Below are 18,203 nucleotides of genomic sequence, written 5' to 3'. Positions count from 1 at the left end.
ATCAAAAACTTATATGAAAAATGGAATTTTCGCGGGTGTTTATATATATCCACTAATGGCGTTCTCTTCTTGTAGTTTCGCCGCACAAGTCCCTGCATCTTTATCAGGCAGCGAGAGTGCACAAAGCATGGATATTGCTAGTTTTGATATTACAACGCTTAAAAATAGAGGATTGTCTCCCGAAGTCGCAGAATATTTCGCCCATGGCTCACGGTTTGCTCCGGGGATTCAAAAAGTGAACCTGATACTCAACGGCACTGAGAAGGGTGAAGTCTCCCTACTTTTTAATGCATCCGGGGAACCTTGTTTTGATAAAGAATTTAACGAATTTTCAGGATTAAAGACACCCGACTCAGTTATCAGCAAGGAAGATAAACCAGACGCGCCTGTCTGCTACGACTATGCCGCATCATGGCCGGGTTCTATCGTTAAGCTCAAACCTGGCCAGGAAAAACTGGAGCTGATCGTTCCGCAAGACGCGCTGGATAACAGCATTAAACCGAAAAACTACCAGACTGGTGGTACGGGTGCTCTGCTGAACTACAACATGTTTACCAGTCAGAGCCATTACAACGGTGGTAGCACGCAATACGATCAGGGCACGTTTGAAGCCGGAGTCAATGTGGCTGACTGGCTGGCACGCAGCCAGTTTATCGTCTCTGATTCAGACGGTGAGCAAGACAGCAGCGTGCTTTACGGCTACGTTCAGCATACCTTCGCCGGGCTAGAAAAGGTGATGCAGGCGGGTGCAATCAACGTGCAAAACACGCCATTCAGCCTTTCAGGTTTGAACGGGGTACAACTGACACCTGAAACGGCACTGACAGGCGAGACCGGAAGCGGCATCACCGTCACGGGCATCGCCAGAAGCGATCAGGCGCGCGTCGAGGTTCGTCAGAATGGCGTGTTGATTATGTCCACACTGGTGCCGGCCGGAACGTTTACGCTGCGCGATGTTCCGGTAGCCAACGCCAATACCGATCTATTAGTAAACATAAAAGAAACTGACGGGTCTTCGAGTCAGTTCACGGTTCCTGCGGCGAATCTGGCTGGTGCACGTCTGCGTCCGCCCGAAGGATGGTCGCTTGCAGCGGGCACGTTGCGAGATATTGATACGCGTTACAGCAAACCCTGGCTGGTTACAGCGACTAATAGCTGGCAGGTTGCATCGAACCTTAATCTCAACATTGGGGCGATGACAGCACAAAAATACCAGTCAGTGGCAGCTAACGTAAATGTGATCCCCTTTCAGGATCTTTCCTTGTATGCCAACACCCAGAGCGCATGGGATCAACGTAACGATCACATGGGACACCAGTTCGAGATTGGCTCGAACTACCGCTTACCCTGGAATTTGTCCGTCAGCCTGTCAGGTACACATAATACGAGCGGTTTTCGTACACTTGTCGATACCCTTCAGGACGACGATGAAACGGCTGGGATCAAAAATAGCTACAGTGCGTCGCTAGGATGGTCAAACTCCATGCTGGGCTCGCTTGCGGTTTCACTCTCGCAATCTGAAGGTTTTGGTGATGACAGCGATTCACGTCAATCCATGTTGACGTGGGGCAAAACGTTTAAGTACGCATCCGTCAATGCCAGCTGGCAGCACGCCCTGAACACACCGGATGAAGATGAAGGCAATGATTATCGTGACGCTGATACGTTCTACGTCAGCATCAGTGTGCCGTTCGGCGGCCACAGCATTCAAAGCTACATGCGTGATGATGGCGAAAAAACACGCTATGGCATGCAGGCCAATGGCCCGTTAACAAAAAATTCGACTTACAGCATCACAGCTGAAAAAGGCGACCAGGAAAGCGATAAATATGTCGCTGCCGGGGTGAGCACCAATATGCACTACACCTCACTGAGCCTGAATGCCTCGAAGTCGGGCAGTGATTTTAAAAACTATTCGGCAAATATGTCAGGCGGCATCGTCGCCCACCCTCATGGCGTGACACTTTCGCCTTATCAGGTACAGGATACCTTTAGCGTTATCTCGTTTAATGACAACGTGCCTGGAATAGAAATTTCCACCCCGCAGGGGCCAGTGTGGACAGACTTTTGGGGACAAGCCGTTTCGGCTTCGGCTACACCTTATCGGGTCAATACGCTTGAAATCAACACCGAAACGCTGCCGAAAAATATTGACGTAAATAATGGCATCAAAAAACTAACCCCGGGACACGGATCCGTCACCAGCGTCAACTTTGGCGTGATTAAGGTGCGAAGGGCAATGCTCACATTACATTTGCCGGACGGTAAACCCGTGCCTAAAGGGGATGTGCTGGTCGATGCAAAAAATCAGTATGTGACCACCGCGGTTGACGATGGGCTGGTCTTTATTAGCGATGTCGACGCGACACCCGATATCTACGCGACTGTCGATCAGCAGGGGCACCGCTGCCGGGTGCAGTTCTCGTTAGACGAGAAGGACACAGAAAGTTTTTACCAGAAAGTTAACGCGACGTGTAAGCCGGAATAGCAGGAAACCATGATGAAGAAATTAACGATTGCAGTAATGCTGTTCGGTGTAGGTGTCTGCAGCAGTGTTCACGCGGAATATACCGACTGTAATGTCCTGTTTTCCCCCACAAGCCAGGACTACGGCCGAATTCATAAAGATGAACTGAATTTTACGTCGACAGATAAAGGTCAGGCGGCGGAATTACGTAAACGCCAGGTCCAGTTGACCGTTACCTGTCCGGAGAAAGAGACATTTGACCTGACGTTTCTGGGAAATATCACTGAGAACAGCGATCTGGCGTTTTCAGATAACGGCAAGGTGATATTAACCGTTACCAGCCTCTCGGCTGACTCAGGCGATGTTTTTATAAAGCGTACGACGGGAAAAACGGTCAGTACTGACCCCGTCTCTTCCTTACGAGTTTATATGGGCGACAGGATAAAACCCGTCGACGCAGGGGGCCTTCCTCTCGCGGTGCGTAGCTTAAATGCAACGCTAGAGATAACACCATGGTTAGGACAAAACACCTACCGCGATTTAGCGGATGACAAAAAAATTGAAAGTACCTTAACGGTGCGAATAGAGCAGTCGGAATAGTTCAACACTGGCTGGCTATACGTATCGTTAATCAATAAAAGCGATCTCATTAAACGGAGTTAACAATGCAATACAAGAAACAGATTTTTACCGCAGGAGCGATTGCTTCGCTGTTAACCGTCACGCTCTCCTCCTACGCAGGTACCAGCGCGACTCTGACCATCTCCGGCACCGTCACCCCGGCAGCCTGTACTATTGCGCTTTCTGGCGGCGGCACCCTGACCTTTGATCCTGTCAGCATCGAAGCGCTGCCTTCAACCGGCACTTATACTATGACGCCGAAAACCATCGACACCACCGTTGATTGCCAGAACACGGCGCAGGCCGTGGCTATCAGCTTTGTCGATAACCGTAAGGACTCGGTCGCCACCCATTCTGACGAACTGACCGACAGCAACACCGCCTTCGGTCTGGGCACCAATGATGACGCCCTTAAAATCGGCTCTTATGGCATCAAAATCACTAAGGTCACGGCAGAGGGCACAGAAGGTAGCCTGCTCTCCAGCACCGGCAAAACCCTCGCCAGTACCTGGAGCTCGCTCTCTTCTGACGCATTCGTCAATAACGGTACCACCGCTCAGTATATTACCTATACCGACACCAGCGGCTCCGCGCCGGTCAGCAAGAAAAACTACACCTTCACTCTGGAAGTGACCCCGTCCATCAGCAGCGATATGAAGGGTATCACCAGCACTGCGAATCTTGATGGCAATACCACCATCAACGTTGATTACATGTAAGGAAGCAAACAATGAAAAATGGAATTTTTAAATACTCGCTGCTGGCGGGCGCAATGGCTTTCTCCGGCCTGGTAATGGCCAACCCTTCCGCCACGCTGGCGGTAAAAGGCCAGGTTTCTACCGGGACCTGTACCGCTGCTGTATTGCCCACGGCCAATATTGATTTAGGTAATATCAGCGCGGACAGTCTTCCCCCAACAGGCAGTCTGGAGGCGTTAGGGAAAACTAACTATTTGCGGATCACCTGCACTAGCCCGCTGAAATATCAGGTGTCACTTACCGATAACCGGGCTGACTCCGCTATTCCTGCCGCAGAGACATCCCAAGGGGCTGCATTTGAAGGCCGCGTGTTAGGGCTGGGAAAAACCAGCGATAATGTGAATATTGGCGGCTATTACATCTCACTGCAAAATATCACCACTAAATTCGGCGGCACGGATTATCAGGACATGCTCTCTCGGAGTGCAGCATCAGGCGCCAGTTGGACAAAAGCTCCCGCAGGCGTGGCAATAACCCCATTAAATAACAAGGCGGGGAGCACTGACAGAGCCTATGTCGCCATGGCCGCTTCAGGTTCGCTGGAGCCAGAGGCTAGCGCCACTGCAGAATTTAGGTTTATGACATCGGCTTATATTTCAAGTGCCCTGCGAGATATTACCGATCAGCAAACCATCGACGGTAACGTAACGTTTAACGTGGATTATCTGTAAACATAACGGGTGATGCTGCCAACTTACTGATTTAGTGTATGATGGTGTTTTTGAGGTGCTCCAGTGGCTTCTGTTTCTATCAGCTGTCCCTCCTGTTCAGCTACTGACGGGGTGGTGCGTAACGGCAAAAGCACCGCCGGACATCAGCGCTATCTCTGCTCTCACTGCCGTAAAACATGGCAACTGCAGTTCACTTACACCGCTTCTCAACCCGGTACGCACCAGAAAATCATTGATATGGCCATGAATGGCGTTGGATGCCGGGCAACCGCCCGCATTATGGGCGTTGGCCTCAACACGATTTTCCGCCATTTAAAAAACTCAGGCCGCAGTCGGTAACCTCGCGCATACAGCCGGGCAGTGACGTCATCGTCTGCGCGGAAATGGACGAACAGTGGGGATACGTCGGGGCTAAATCGCGCCAGCGCTGGCTGTTTTACGCGTATGACAGGCTCCGGAAGACGGTTGTTGCGCACGTATTCGGTGAACGCACTATGGCGACGCTGGGGCGTCTTATGAGCCTGCTGTCACCCTTTGACGTGGTGATATGGATGACGGATGGCTGGCCGCTGTATGAATCCCGCCTGAAGGGAAAGCTGCACGTAATCAGCAAGCGATATACGCAGCGAATTGAGCGGCATAACCTGAATCTGAGGCAGCACCTGGCACGGCTGGGACGGAAGTCGCTGTCGTTCTCAAAATCGGTGGAGCTGCATGACAAAGTCATCGGGCATTATCTGAACATAAAACACTATCAATAAGTTGGAGTCATTACCGTATAAAGCAATTCAGCTTTATCATCAGTATTTTTAACATTAATACTGGCACCATTATCATTTGCATTAACCAATAATACAGAGAATTCAGGTGTCATCCCGGTTGCATAGGCGGAGGAAAAACAACTTGCAGCCATGCTTGCAAGTACAGTAAGTATTAAAGGAAATTTCATTCTTGCTGCTCTCGGTGTAATTCATTGGATTATTCTCATATGATAGGGTTGCTCTATCTATTAATAAAATGACTTAATCTAAAACCGATTTTAAAGATATCTTAAATGATGCGCTGAAGGCGTGAAGCTGACGAGAGGAACGGCAAGAAGGAGAAGAACCCGGCAGAAAGGGTCTGCCGGGAGGGTGGATTACACTTCCAGGTAGTTCAGGATCCCGTCGGCTGCTTTACGGCCTTCGGCAATGGCCGTGACCACCAGGTCAGAACCGCGCACGATATCGCCACCGGCGAAGATTTTCGGGTTGCTGGTCTGGAATGCGTTATCGCTGCCTTCAGGTGCAATCACGCGGCCCTGTGAATCCAGCTCAACGCTGTGCTTCGCAAGCCATTCCATGCTATGAGGACGGAAACCAAACGCCATCACCACGGCATCGGCCGGGATCACGTGCTCAGAGCCTGCCACAATCTCCGCGCGACGACGACCTTTCGCATCCGGCGCACCCATCTCAGTGCGCGCCATTTTCACACCGCTCACTTTACCGTTGGCATTCACTTCAATACCCAGAGGCTGGATGTTGAACTGGAACTCCACGCCCTCTTCACGCGCGTTTTTCACTTCGCGTTTGGAGCCTGGCATGTTCTCTTCGTCACGGCGATAAGCACAGATAACGTGAGTCGCATTCTGACGAATGGAGGTACGCACGCAGTCCATCGCGGTATCACCACCGCCCAGTACGACAACGCGTTTGCCTTCCATGCTGACGTAAGGCTCATCGGCCGTTTCGCCGTAACCCATAATCTGCTTGGTGTTAGCAATCAGGAACGGCAGGGCGTCAAATACGCCTGGCGCTTCTTCGTTCTCCAGACCACCGCGCATGGACTGATAGGTGCCCACGCCCAGGAACACGGCATCGTAATCTTTCAGCAGATCGTCGAGCTGCACATCGCGGCCCACTTCCACATTCAGCTTGAACTCAATGCCCATGCCGGTGAAGATTTCACGGCGACGGGTCATCACCTCTTTTTCCAGCTTGAAGGCCGGGATACCGAAAGTCAGCAGACCACCGATTTCCGGGTGACGGTCAAAGACCACCGCCTTCACGCCGTTACGGGTCAGGACATCCGCACAGGCCAGGCCCGCCGGGCCTGCACCGATGATCGCCACGCGTTTGTCGGTTTGCTTCACGCCGGTCATATCCGGGCGCCAGCCCATCTCGAACGCTTTATCGTTGATATAGCGTTCGATGTTACCGATGGTCACCGCGCCAAACTCGTCGTTCAGCGTACAGGAACCTTCACACAGACGGTCCTGAGGACACACGCGGCCGCACACTTCCGGCAGGGTGTTGGTCTGGTGAGACAGCTCGGCGGCTTCAAAAATACGCCCTTCGTTGGCCAGTTTCAGCCAGTTCGGGATGTAGTTGTGTACCGGACATTTCCATTCGCAGTAAGGGTTACCGCAGGACAGGCAGCGGTCTGCCTGTGCTTTGGCCTGGCCTTCTGAAAACGGCTCGTAGATTTCAACAAATTCAATTTTACGGATCTTCAGCGGTTTCTTTGGCGGATCAACACGCTGCAGGTCGATAAACTGGTATACGTTCTGGCTCATCTGAATTCCTTACTGCGCCTGCACACGCAGCTCTGCTGCGCTACGACTACGGTGACCCAACAGTGCTTTAACATCGCTGGACTTCGGTTTAACCAGCGCGAATTTCGCAGAGAACGCCGGCCAGTTCGCCAGGATCTCTTCGCCGCGCGAAGAACCGGTATGCTGCACGTGTTCGGTAATCAAACCGCGCAGGTGTTCTTCGTGAATGGCCAGCGTATCAACGCCCAGCACTTCCACCAGTTCAGGGTTCACGCGTTTGCGGAACTCACCGTCTTCATCCAGGACGTAAGCAAAACCGCCCGTCATGCCTGCGCCGAAGTTCACGCCGGTTTTACCCAGTACGCAAACAATCCCGCCTGTCATGTATTCACATCCGTTATCGCCAATGCCTTCCACAACGGTGATAGCACCGGAGTTACGCACGGCAAAACGTTCACCTGCACGGCCTGCAGCGAACAGACGACCACCGGTTGCCCCGTACAGACAGGTGTTACCGATGATGCTCGCATCACAGCTGCGGAAGGCTGAACCCACCGGTGGACGTACCGCCAGCAGACCACCCGCCATGCCTTTACCCACATAGTCGTTAGCATCGCCAGTCAGGTACAGCTCAACGCCGCCTGCGTTCCACACGCCGAAGCTCTGACCCGCAGTACCGCTGAAGTGCGCGGTGATTGGATCGGCAGCCAGGCCCTGGTCGCCATGCGTCTGAGCGATGTAACCAGAGAGCGACGCGCCAACAGAACGGTCGGTGTTGCGGATATCAAACCAGAACGTTTTGCTCTGTTTGTCATCCACGTACGCTTTTGCCTGTTGCAGCAGTTGTGCGTTCAACACACCGTTATCGAACGGCGGGTTGTTCTCGGTGCAGTACACCGCTTTACCCGCCTTAGGCTCGGCCGTTTCCAGCAGTTTAGACAGCTCCAGTTTCTGCTGTTTGGCAGTGAACCCTTCCAGCTCTTTCAGCAGGTCAGTACGGCCAATCAGGTCGACCAGGCGTTTCACGCCCAGCTGCGCCATCAGCTCGCGGGTTTCACGGGCGATGAAGTCAAAGTAGTTGGTCACTTTGAACGGCAGACCATGGTAATGGTTCTTACGCAGTTTCTCGTCCTGGGTAGCAACACCGGTTGCGCAGTTGTTCAGGTGACAAATACGCAGATATTTACAGCCCAGCGCGACCATTGGACCGGTACCGAAGCCGAAGCTTTCAGCGCCCAGGATCGCCGCTTTGATGATATCCAGACCGGTTTTCAGACCGCCATCCACTTGCAGACGGATCTTGTGACGCAGGCCGTTTGCCACCAGTGCCTGTTGGGTTTCCACCAGACCCAGTTCCCACGGGCAACCCGCATATTTCACGGAGGAGAGCGGGCTTGCACCTGTACCACCGTCGTAACCGGCAATGGTAATCAGGTCGGCATAGGCTTTTGCCACACCGGTTGCGATGGTGCCGACGCCCGGTTCAGAAACCAGCTTCACGGAGATCATCGCTTTCGGGTTGACCTGTTTCAGGTCGAAAATCAGCTGCGCTAAGTCCTCGATAGAGTAGATATCGTGGTGCGGTGGCGGGGAGATCAGCGTCACGCCCGGCACGGAATAGCGCAGTTTGGCGATGTACGGCGTGACTTTATCACCCGGTAACTGACCGCCTTCGCCCGGTTTAGCACCCTGAGCGACTTTAATCTGAATGACGTCGGCGTTGACCAGATACGCTGGCGTAACGCCAAAGCGACCGGATGCCACCTGCTTGATACGGGACACTTTGTTGGTGCCGTAACGCGCAGGATCTTCGCCGCCTTCGCCGGAGTTTGAGTTCCCGCCGATGCTGTTCATGGCTTCCGCCAGTGCTTCGTGGGCTTCCGGGCTGAGAGCACCGATAGACATTGCCGCGGTATCAAAGCGCTTGAACAGCTCAGCCGCAGGCTCAACCTCGTTGATGCTGACGGCTTCATCACCTGGATTCACTGCCAGCAGGTCACGGAGCGTCGCCGCCGGGCGGTTGTTAACCAGCTCAGCGTACTGTTGATAATCGCTGTATTCGCCGCTCTGTACGGCCTGTTGCAGGGTGCGTACCACGTCCGGGTTGTAGGCGTGATATTCACCACCGTGAACGTATTTCAGCAGGCCACCCTGATCCAGCGGTTTACGTGCCAGCCAGGCGCGTTTTGACAGGTTCGCCAGGTCTTGTTCGAAGTCAGTGAAACCGGCCCCGCCGATACGGCTGATCACGCCCTGGAAGCACAGGTTCGCCACGTCATCGTGCAGGCCAACGGCTTCGAACAGCTTCGAGCAGCGGTAAGAGGCAATTGTAGAAATGCCCATTTTGGACATGATCTTGTACAGGCCTTTGTTGATGCCGTTACGGTAGTTCAGCATCACTGCACGGTATTCTTTGTCGATAGCGCGAGTATCGACCAGACGAGCCAGTGTTTCGTAGGCCAGGTACGGGTAAATTGCGGTCGCACCGAAGCCTAACAGCACGGCAAAGTGGTGCGGGTCACGCGCACTTGCGGTTTCAACAATGATGTTGGCGTCGCAGCGCAGGCTCTTGTCGACCAGACGCGTCTGGATAGCACCCACGGCCATTGGCGCAGGCACCGGCAGGCGGTCTTTCGCGATATTACGGTCGGACAGCACCAGCAGAACGGTACCATTACGCACCATCTGTTCGGCTTTGTCGCACAGGGCATTCACCGTCTCTTCGAGGCTCGCTTTCGTCACGTCGAAAGTGATATCGAGCGTGTCGGCGCGGTAGTGCTCCTCTTTCATGGTGGTGAGCTGTTTGAAATCGGAGTACAGCAGGATCGGCGATTTAAAGGTCAGACGGTGCGCCTGGCCTTCGGCTTCGCAGAAGACATTCATCTCGCGACCGATGCTGGTGGCCAGTGACATCACGTGTGCTTCACGCAGCGGATCGATTGGCGGGTTGGTAACCTGCGCAAACTGCTGACGGAAGTAATCGTAAATGATACGTGGCTGGCTGGAGAGCACGGCAAACGGCGTGTCATCGCCCATGGAGCCAACGGCTTCCTGGCCGTTTTCACCCAGCACGCGGATAACGGAATCCAGCTCTTCAGCGCTGTAGTTAAACTGTTTCTGGAAGCTCGCCAGTGTGTCGTCGTCCATTTCGCGGCTGCCAACATCTTCATCAGACAGGTCTTCGAACGGCACGAGGCGACGCACGTTTTTCTCCATCCACTCTTTGTACGGATGGCGGCTTTTCAGGTCGTTATCGGTTTCGGCGGAGTGCAGGATACGCCCACCGCGGGTGTCGATAACCATCAGTTCACCCGGGCCAACGCGGCCTTTCTCGACCACTTCATCAGGCTGGTAATCCCAGATACCGACTTCAGAGGCGCAGGTGATCAGTTTGTCTTTGGTAATGACGTAGCGCGCAGGACGCAGACCGTTACGGTCCAGGTTACAGGCAGCAAAACGACCGTCGGACATCACGATACCCGCCGGGCCATCCCACGGCTCCATATGCATGGAGTTAAAGTCGAAGAACGCGCGCAGCTCCGGATCCATATCCGGGTTGTTCTGCCAGGCTGGCGGCACGAGCAGACGCATGGCGCGAACGATATCCATGCCGCCTGCCAGCAGCAGTTCCAGCATGTTATCCATTGAGCTGGAGTCAGAGCCGGTTTCGTTGACGAATGGCGCTGCATCATGCAGGTCAGGGATCAGTGGAGTCTGGAACTTATAGGTACGGGCGCGTGCCCACTGGCGGTTACCGGTAATGGTGTTGATCTCGCCGTTGTGCGCCAGATAGCGGAACGGCTGAGCCAGCGGCCAGCGTGGAACGGTGTTGGTGGAGAAGCGCTGATGGAACAGGCAAATGGCCGATTCCAGACGCAGGTCCGCCAGGTCCAGGTAGAAGCGCGGCAGGTCAGCCGGCATACACAGACCTTTATAGATGTTCACCAGGTTAGAGAGGCTACAGACGTAGAACTCTTTATCTTCCTGGAGACGCTTTTCAATGCGGCGACGGGCGATAAACAGACGGCGTTCCATATCACGTGGACGCCAGCCCGCAGGCGCGTTAACAAAAATCTGTTCAATACGAGGCAGCGAGGAGAGGGCGATTTCACCGAGCACCCCTTCGTTGGTTGGCACATTGCGCCAGCCGACAATCGACAGGGTTTCACGTTGAAGTTCTTCTTCGACGATGCGGCGTGAGGCGGCCGCTTTTTCAGGATCCTGATTCAGGAACAGCATCCCGACAGCGTAGTTTTTGGCTAAACGCCAGCCGCGTTCTTCCGCAACGATACGGAAGAAACGATCGGGTTTTTGCAGCAGCAGGCCGCAACCATCACCGGTTTTACCATCGGCAAGGATTGCACCACGGTGCTGCATTCGGGCCAGTGCGTGAATAGCAGTACGCACTACCTTGTGGCTAGGTTCGCCTTCTATGTGGGCGATCAGGCCGAAACCACAGTTATCCTTCTCAAGGGATTTATCGTACAACATATCAGTGAACCTCCCCAGGCTCGTCGGGCTTCCCACTGAACTTTACCGTGGCGCACAGGCACAGAAAGAGCATGGCGACGGGGTTTGCGTTTCATACGCGTACCTCGCATTCGCCCTCTTTTCATCCTTTCGCGCAGGTAAACAAGTTTGAGGACTTGCTTCAGAGGGAATCTCAATTACTGCATAAATATGATGAGCAGGCCGCTCATCCAGAAAGCTTCCAGCGGATTTCCAACTTATCGGGAATTGGTACACAGGTCAAATGGCAATCTTATTTATACAAAAATGTGCTAAAGAGGCGTTAAATATTTGAATGCAAAAGATATTTAACTATTTTTACATCTACTAAACGTCCTGAGGAGTCACCGCGGAGTGTGATCTGACTCACTATATGAAAGCGGTATTATCAATGCAGCGTGCTGAATAGTGATTTTTTAGCAGAATTTTAATCTGGTTATGGCTGTAAACCCGCATAAAGACACTGTTTTTCAGTGTTGATAGCATTAATGAAAAAAACAGTCTGAACATAAGGAAAAGTAATCACGCCTGCTGTGAATGAAATTGCAGTAATCTTGATTATTTATTCAAATGGATAAAGGCCGTCCAGGGCGATTGATCCAGGTCATCGCCGACAGAGGCTAAAAATGGCAGGCTTGTCCCCTTTCTTCGGGACGGTCTATCAGATTATGCAGTTACAGAAATTAGTCAATATGTTTGGTGGGGATCTTTTGCAACGCTATGGGCAAAAGGTTCATAAGCTGACGCTGCACGGCGGTTTTAGCTGCCCGAATCGCGATGGCACCATCGGGCGTGGCGGCTGCACGTTCTGTAACGTTGCCTCCTTTGCCGACGAGGCCCAGCAGCACCACTCCATTGCCGAGCAGCTTTCACATCAGGCCAGCCTGGTGAACCGCGCAAAGCAATATCTGGCTTATTTCCAGGCCTACACCAGCACCTGGGCGGAAGCGCAGGTGTTACGCTCGATGTATCAGCAGGCCGTCAGCCAGGCCAATATCGTGGGGCTGTGTGTGGGCACGCGCCCGGATTGTGTACCGGAGGCCGTGCTCGATTTGCTCTGCGAATACAAAGAGCAGGGGTATGAAATCTGGCTGGAGCTGGGGTTACAAACCGCACATGACAAAACGCTGCACCGGATTAATCGCGGGCATGATTTCGCCTGCTATCAAAAAACGACGCGCCTTGCCCGTGAGCGCGGGTTGAAAGTCTGCTCGCATCTGATTGTCGGTTTACCAGGAGAAGGGCAGCAGCACGGGCTGGAGACGCTGGAAAAGGTGGTTGAGACGGGCGTGGACGGTATCAAGCTGCATCCGCTGCATATCGTGAAGGGCAGCATCATGGCGAAAGCCTGGGAAGCGGGGCGGTTAAATGGCATTGAGCTGGATGAATATACGGTCACTGCGGGGGAGATGATTCGCCACACGCCGCCGGAGATTATCTATCACCGTATCTCCGCCAGCGCCCGCCGTCCAACGCTTCTGGCACCGCTCTGGTGTGAGAACCGCTGGACGGGGATGGTGGAAATAGACCGCTATCTACATGAGCAGGGTGTACAGGGATCGGCACTTGGCCGCCCGTGGGTTCCTCGTTTACCGGCGGCGACCGCCTAACAGGCTCCCTAACATGCCGCGTACAATCTGGTTGGTGACCTGTCGCGCGGCGCTTTTTGCCATCGTCTGAACTACGCCATCGCGTTTACCCCCGCGCGGCCCGGTGCTACCAAACAGAATATCTTTCAGCCCACCCAGAATACCGTCATCCACGGCAGAAGGCTGGGCACTGGTGGTGGGGGTATTCTGTGATTCCGTGGTTGCCTGTACCCCTTTTTGCAGCATCTCGAACGCCGATTCACGATCCACTTCGTCTTCATACTTTCCGTAAACCGGCGAGTTGTTAATCAGACCGTTGCGCTCATCGTCGGTGACTGGCCCCATGCGGGAGCAAGGGGCAATGACCATCGCGCGCTCCACTACAGACGGGCTGCCTTTCGCATCCAGGAATGAGATTAACGCTTCACCGGTACCTAATGCCTGGATGGCGGCTTCGGTATCAAATGCCGGATTAGCCCGCATGGTCTGGGCGGCCGCTTTGACCGCTTTCTGGTCCTTCGGCGTAAAGGCGCGCAGAGCGTGCTGTACGCGGTTGCCAAGCTGCCCGAGCACGTTATCGGGGATATCGGACGGGTTTTGCGAAACGAACCACACGCCAACCCCTTTAGAACGGATCAAGCGGATAACCTGCTCAATTTTGTCCAGCAGTACCTGCGGCGCATCGTTAAACAGCAGGTGGGCCTCGTCAAAGAAGAACACCAGCTTCGGCTTGTCGAGATCGCCCGCTTCCGGCAGCTGTTCGTAAAGTTCGGAGAGCATCCACAGCAGGCTGGCGGCATAGAGTTTCGGCATCTGATACAGCTTTTCTGCACTCAGAATATTGATGATACCTTTGCCGTTACTGTCAGTTCGCATCCAGTCTTTGATATCCAGCATGGGCTCACCGAAGAAATGCTCAGCGCCCTGTTGCTCAAGGGTCAGTAACCCGCGCTGGATGGCTCCCACGGAAGCGCTGCTGATATTGCCGTACTGGTTCTGGAACGATTTAGCGTTGTCGCCGATGTATTGGGTAATGGCGCGCAGGTCTTTGAAATCAAGCAACAGCAGACCCTGGTCATCGGCGATACGGAAGATGATATTCAGTACACCAGACTGCACATCGTTCAGATTAAGCAGGCGAGCCAGCAGCAAAGGGCCAAGGTCGGACACCGTCGCCCGTACCGGATGACCTTTCTCGCCAAAGATATCCCACAAGACGACCGGGTTTTTATGTGGCTCCCAGTCAGTGATGCCAATATTTTTCAGCCGCTCGATGAGCTTTTCTGATGCCGTGCCTTCCTGAGCTACCCCGGTTAAATCGCCTTTTACATCGGCCATAAAGACCGGAACGCCAATTTCTGAAAGGGACTCTGCCAGCTTTTGCAGGGTGACGGTTTTACCCGTCCCGGTGGCGCCGGTGATTAAGCCGTGGCGGTTCGCCATTGCAGGCAGCAAAAACAGTTCTTTATCCAGCGTCCGGGCAATTAACAGTGGTGTACTCATGATGAACGTCCTCTCTTTGTCCTGGGTGGAGTATAGGCAACCTGGCGGCACTATGACTCAGTAAATTCCTTACTTTGCGGCGCATTATCCAGTGCGGACTATGCTTTTGCATACGGTTCACAACATTTCAGGAAATTATGTCCAGATTCTTCTTTAACGACCGCAAACAACTGGTCAACGACGCCATTGAAGGCATTTTGATTTCTGCTCCGCACGGCAACCTCGTCAAACTCGATATCGACCCGGCCATTCGTGTGGTTGCACGCAGTGACTGGGATAAGAGCCGTGTGGCGATTATTTCTGGCGGAGGTTCAGGGCATGAGCCGGCTCACGCCGGGTTTGTCGGGAAAGGGATGCTGACGGCGGCAGTTTGTGGGGACCTGTTTGCTTCTCCCAGCGTGGATGCGGTGCTGAATGCCATTGTAGCGGTGACGGGCGACCGGGGCTGCCTGCTGATTGTCAAAAACTATACCGGGGATCGCCTTAACTTTGGCCTGGCGGCGGAAAAAGCCAAACGCTATGGCCTGAAGGTCGAAATGGTGATTGTCGCCGATGACATCGCCCTGCCGGATAACAAACAGCCGCGCGGCATTGCGGGTACGGCGCTGGTTCACAAGATTGCGGGTTACGCGGCCGAGCACGGTAAATCGCTGGGTGAAGTACGGGACATTGCGCAACAGGCCTGTGACAACCTCTGGAGCCTGGGGGTGGCAATGCAGACCTGCAACCTGCCGGGAAGCGACGATGAAGAGGGGCGCATCAGAAAGGGCCATATCGAGCTGGGGCTGGGTATACACGGTGAGCCGGGAGCATCGGTTGTTGATACGCAAAACAGCAAAGAGATTATCGACACGCTGGTCAACGCGCTGAAAGCACGGGCCGCTGAAGGGCGGTTTGCGGTGCTGATCAATAACCTCGGCGGCGTGTCGGCACTGGAGATGGCTCTGCTGACCAAAGAGCTGGCGCATTCCGCGCTGAAAGATCAGATAGCCTGGCTGATTGGCCCGGCGCTGCTGGTGAGCTCGCTGGATATGAAAGGATTTTCCCTGTCGCTGTTGAAGCTTAACGACCTGTTCGAAAAAGCGCTCCATGAAGACGTCGAGACGCTGGGCTGGCAGAAGCCAGTGGCGTTTGCACCATTGCGTAGCGTTGCGCACAGCGCCATTCATGACCGCGTGGAATATACCCCGTCGGAAAATCCACAGGTGGCGGGCTATGTGTCGGCGGCAACGGACATGCTTTCCCGGCTGGAAAACCGGCTGAATGCCCTCGATGCAAAAGTCGGCGATGGCGATACCGGTTCGACCTTTGCGCAAGGCGCGCGGGAAATTGCGCAGTATCTTGACGCGGGGAAACTTCCGCTTAACGATCTGCCGGCGCTGTTGTTGCTGGTGGGGGAGCGGCTGGCAACGGTAATGGGCGGTTCGAGTGGCGTATTAATGTCGATCTTCTTCACCGCCGCCGGGCAGAAACTGCATGACGGGCAGCCGTTGCCGCAGGCATTGCAGAGCGGGCTTGCCCAGATGAAGCAGTACGGCGGGGCTGATCTTGGCGATCGCACGCTGATCGATGCCCTGCAACCGGCGCTGGAGACATTGCAGAAAGGCGATCTTCATGCGGCGGCACGGGCGGCGAAACAGGGTGCAGAGGCAACGGCGAACATGGTGAAAGCCGGGGCTGGGCGTTCGTCGTATGTGAATAAAGAGAATCTGGAAGGGGTGATGGATCCGGGGGCTGTGGCGGTGGCAGAGGTGTTTAAGGCCATGGCAGAAGCAAAACGGTAACAACCGTTACCGTTTTTAGTGTTTGCGCCCTCTCCCCGTGGGAGAGGGTTGGGGTGAGGGCATCAGGCCGCACATTCCCCGGCAATATCACATCAAAAATCCGCTTTCAACACCACGCGGTAACGGGCTTTACCGTCACGAACGTGCTGGATAGCTTCATTGATTTTCGACATCGGATACAGCTCAGTGGTTGGTGCCACTTTGGTGCGTCCGGCAAACTTCATCAGCTTGCGCAACTCGAATGGTGTACCGGTGGCCGAGCCAGACACGCTACGATCCCCGCCGATCAGTGTAAACGCCGGAACCGGCAGTGGCTTCATCACGGCACCGACGGTGTGGAAGTTACCGCCGTAGGCCAGCGCTTCGAAGTACGGCTGCCAGTCAAGATCGACGTTGACGGTGTTGATGATCAAATCAAACTGACCCGCGAGCGCTTTCAGTGCCTCAGGAGCGCGGCTGTTCACCACTTTGTCGGCACCCATCGCCAGCACTTCTTTCTCTTTCGCCGGGTTAGAGCTAAATGCCGTGACCTCGCAGCCCATTGCGTGCAGCAGCTTGATAGCAATATGGCCCAGACCGCCAATACCGATCACGCCGACGCGGCTGGTGGCGGTGATATGGTGCATCAGCAGTGGTTTGAACACCGTGATGCCGCCGCACAGCAGCGGGCCTGCGGATTCGATATCAATACTGTCCGGCAGTGGAATAACCCATTGCCAGTCGGCGCGCAGTTTATCGGCGAAACCGCCTTTGTTCAGGATGGTAGGCGTAGCGCCTTCGAGGCAGTTGATCTGATTGCCGCTGATACAGGCATCACAGTGACCACAGCTGCGTGCCGTCCAGCCAATGCCCACGCGCTGGCCGATCTTCAGGCCTTTGTCCTGCGCAGCGGTTCCGAGGGCGACGACGCGTCCGATCACTTCGTGGCCGGCAACCAGCGGATAGCTGGAGAAGCCCCATTCATTGTCGATCATGGAGAGATCTGAATGGCAGACACCGCAGTAATCAACCTGCACTTCGACGTCTTCAGCTCTTAAATCGCCTGCATCGTACTCGTACAGTTCAAGCTCTGCACCTGCCTGCGGTGCGGCGTAGCTTTTTATCTTCGACATCGTTTTTCCCCCGTTATGGTGTGAACTGAGAGTGTAGAGCATTCAGTTTACAGTCGCTTAACAGAAGACGGCCGGAACGAAATTTACAGAGCTTTCAGCATTCTGACTTCGCAATCAACATGGCCGGTGCAGCCAAGCGGCGCATCAATATGCTCAAAGCCCAGATGTTCATACAGGGCGATAGCGTCCTTGAGGAAGGCAGTTGTTTCGAGGTAGCAGCGTTTAAAACCCTGAGCACGCGCGTGTTCAAAGGCCATCAGCGCCAGTTTCTTTGCCAGGCCTTGTCCACGGACCGCAGGCAAAAAATACATTTTCTGTAGCTCACAGATATCCGGCTCACTACAGCTGAGTGGTGCAACTCCGCCACCGCCCACGACCTTGCCATCCTGCTCGATAACCCAGTAGGCATGGCCCGGCTGGCTGTATAGCTGGAACAACTCGTCCAGGTTGGGGTCGGCAACCGTATAGCCTTTATCGGCGGTCAGTCCGTACTCTGCCGAAACTTCACGGATAACCGAGGCGATGGCCGGGTTGTCCTGCTCAGTGATCCGACGCATGTTGGTCGCGACGGGGATAATCACGCTCATAGCATTACTCATGACAAAAATTGACACTCATCTGCTGTTAATAGCACCGCATAAAGGTGAGTGCAA

Annotated in this window: 13 protein-coding genes; 7 read left to right on the top strand and 6 right to left on the bottom strand. The window is 54.2% G+C overall.

Going from position 1 to position 18,203, the window contains the following annotated elements:
* Positions 1–13: 13 nt before the first annotated feature.
* The 5 genes from HV107_RS07250 (at position 14) to HV107_RS07230 (ending at position 5,278) form a co-directional block, all read left to right on the top strand.
* Positions 14–2,488: a fimbrial biogenesis usher protein gene (locus tag HV107_RS07250; protein WP_259349687.1), complete on the top strand. Its 2,475-nt coding sequence runs from the start codon at positions 14–16 to the stop codon at positions 2,486–2,488.
* 9 nt (positions 2,489–2,497) lie between these two features.
* The gene (locus HV107_RS07245; RefSeq protein WP_182062698.1) at positions 2,498–3,067 is read left to right on the top strand and encodes a hypothetical protein; all 570 of its coding nucleotides are present in this window, start codon (positions 2,498–2,500) and stop codon (positions 3,065–3,067) included.
* Positions 3,068–3,132: 65 nt separating this feature from the next.
* A complete protein-coding gene (locus HV107_RS07240) occupies positions 3,133–3,807 on the top strand; it encodes a DUF1120 domain-containing protein (protein ID WP_182062697.1) in 675 nt (224 codons plus the stop codon).
* A gap of 11 nt (positions 3,808–3,818) precedes the next feature.
* Entirely contained in the window at positions 3,819–4,517 is a 699-nt protein-coding gene (locus tag HV107_RS07235) for a DUF1120 domain-containing protein (protein ID WP_182062696.1), read from the top strand.
* Between the two features lie 63 nt (positions 4,518–4,580).
* Positions 4,581–5,278 (top strand): IS1-like element IS1B family transposase gene (locus tag HV107_RS07230; protein WP_095033700.1). Its coding sequence is split into 2 segments (ribosomal slippage): positions 4,581–4,830 and positions 4,830–5,278, totalling 699 coding nucleotides; the frame shifts between segments, so codons are not numbered across the junction.
* Here HV107_RS07230 and HV107_RS07225 read toward each other — a convergent pair.
* The 3 genes from HV107_RS07225 to gltB form a co-directional block, all read right to left on the bottom strand.
* Entirely contained in the window at positions 5,272–5,466 is a 195-nt protein-coding gene (locus HV107_RS07225) for a hypothetical protein (protein WP_182062695.1), read from the bottom strand. The two genes, HV107_RS07230 and HV107_RS07225, sit on opposite strands and share 7 nt — an antisense overlap.
* Positions 5,467–5,655: 189 nt before the next feature.
* The gene (locus HV107_RS07220) at positions 5,656–7,074 is read right to left on the bottom strand and encodes a glutamate synthase small subunit (protein ID WP_182062694.1); all 1,419 of its coding nucleotides are present in this window, start codon (positions 7,072–7,074) and stop codon (positions 5,656–5,658) included.
* Between the two features lie 9 nt (positions 7,075–7,083).
* The gene (gene gltB, locus HV107_RS07215) at positions 7,084–11,544 is read right to left on the bottom strand and encodes a glutamate synthase large subunit (protein ID WP_182062693.1); all 4,461 of its coding nucleotides are present in this window, start codon (positions 11,542–11,544) and stop codon (positions 7,084–7,086) included.
* Positions 11,545–12,230: 686 nt separating this feature from the next.
* On the opposite strand from gltB, the gene HV107_RS07210 reads away from it, so the two are divergent.
* Entirely contained in the window at positions 12,231–13,172 is a 942-nt protein-coding gene (locus tag HV107_RS07210) for a TIGR01212 family radical SAM protein (protein ID WP_182063477.1), read from the top strand.
* Here HV107_RS07210 and HV107_RS07205 read toward each other — a convergent pair.
* Positions 13,152–14,654 carry a helicase HerA-like C-terminal domain-containing protein gene (locus HV107_RS07205; RefSeq protein ID WP_182062692.1) on the bottom strand — a complete coding sequence of 501 codons (1,503 nt, stop codon included), beginning with the start codon at positions 14,652–14,654 and terminating at the stop codon, positions 13,152–13,154. The genes HV107_RS07210 and HV107_RS07205 overlap by 21 nt on opposite strands.
* 137 nt (positions 14,655–14,791) lie before the next feature.
* Between HV107_RS07205 and HV107_RS07200 the strand changes: the two genes are divergently transcribed.
* The gene (locus HV107_RS07200) at positions 14,792–16,438 is read left to right on the top strand and encodes a dihydroxyacetone kinase subunit DhaK (RefSeq protein ID WP_182062691.1); all 1,647 of its coding nucleotides are present in this window, start codon (positions 14,792–14,794) and stop codon (positions 16,436–16,438) included.
* A 92-nt stretch (positions 16,439–16,530) separates the two neighbouring features.
* Here HV107_RS07200 and HV107_RS07195 read toward each other — a convergent pair whose 3' ends face one another.
* Together HV107_RS07195 and HV107_RS07190 are read right to left on the bottom strand one after the other, a co-directional pair.
* Complete coding sequence (locus HV107_RS07195; protein ID WP_182062690.1) at positions 16,531–17,550, bottom strand: NAD(P)-dependent alcohol dehydrogenase; 1,020 nt, start codon at positions 17,548–17,550, stop codon at positions 16,531–16,533.
* 83 nt (positions 17,551–17,633) lie between these two features.
* Positions 17,634–18,137: a GNAT family N-acetyltransferase gene (locus HV107_RS07190; protein ID WP_182062689.1), complete on the bottom strand. Its 504-nt coding sequence runs from the start codon at positions 18,135–18,137 to the stop codon at positions 17,634–17,636.
* Between the last annotated feature and the right edge of the window lie 66 nt (positions 18,138–18,203).

Origin of the sequence: Enterobacter sp. RHBSTW-00175, from assembly GCF_013927005.1 — a bacterium.
GTDB lineage: Bacteria > Pseudomonadota > Gammaproteobacteria > Enterobacterales > Enterobacteriaceae > Enterobacter.
Note: the sequence above shows the minus strand (reverse complement) of the source record. Positions and strands in the feature narration are given on the sequence as shown.